Source organism: Bradyrhizobium sp. Kon37 (genome assembly GCF_055807535.1).
Genome location: NZ_JBVVOY010000317.1, coordinates 1 through 245 on the forward strand (window position 1 = coordinate 1; position 245 = coordinate 245).

Genomic DNA, 245 nt, shown 5'->3' on the forward strand with positions numbered 1-245 from the left:
GTAAAATTAGAATAATTTTTTTGACCAGCCGAGCTTGGTGCTTAATGTGTTGAAATAACTGTAATCTTTCGGATGAATCAGATTCAGATGGTAATCACAGCGACGAATCAGGACATCTTCACCTTCCTGAATCGGCAGTGCTATCTGGCTGTCGCAACTGATTTCCAGGTCGTTACGGCGATGCGAAAAACGCAGACGGATCGTGCTGCTGCTGTTTATGACCAGTGGTCGTGCTGACAACGTAT

1 protein-coding gene is annotated in these 245 nt (G+C 44.9%); it reads right to left on the reverse strand.

Going from position 1 to position 245, the window contains the following annotated elements; genetic code table 11:
* Window positions 1-6: 6 nt before the first annotated feature.
* Window positions 7-245 (reverse strand): hypothetical protein (locus AC0L3J_RS38310; RefSeq protein WP_473350610.1); only part of this gene is annotated, 239 nt, incomplete at its 5' end.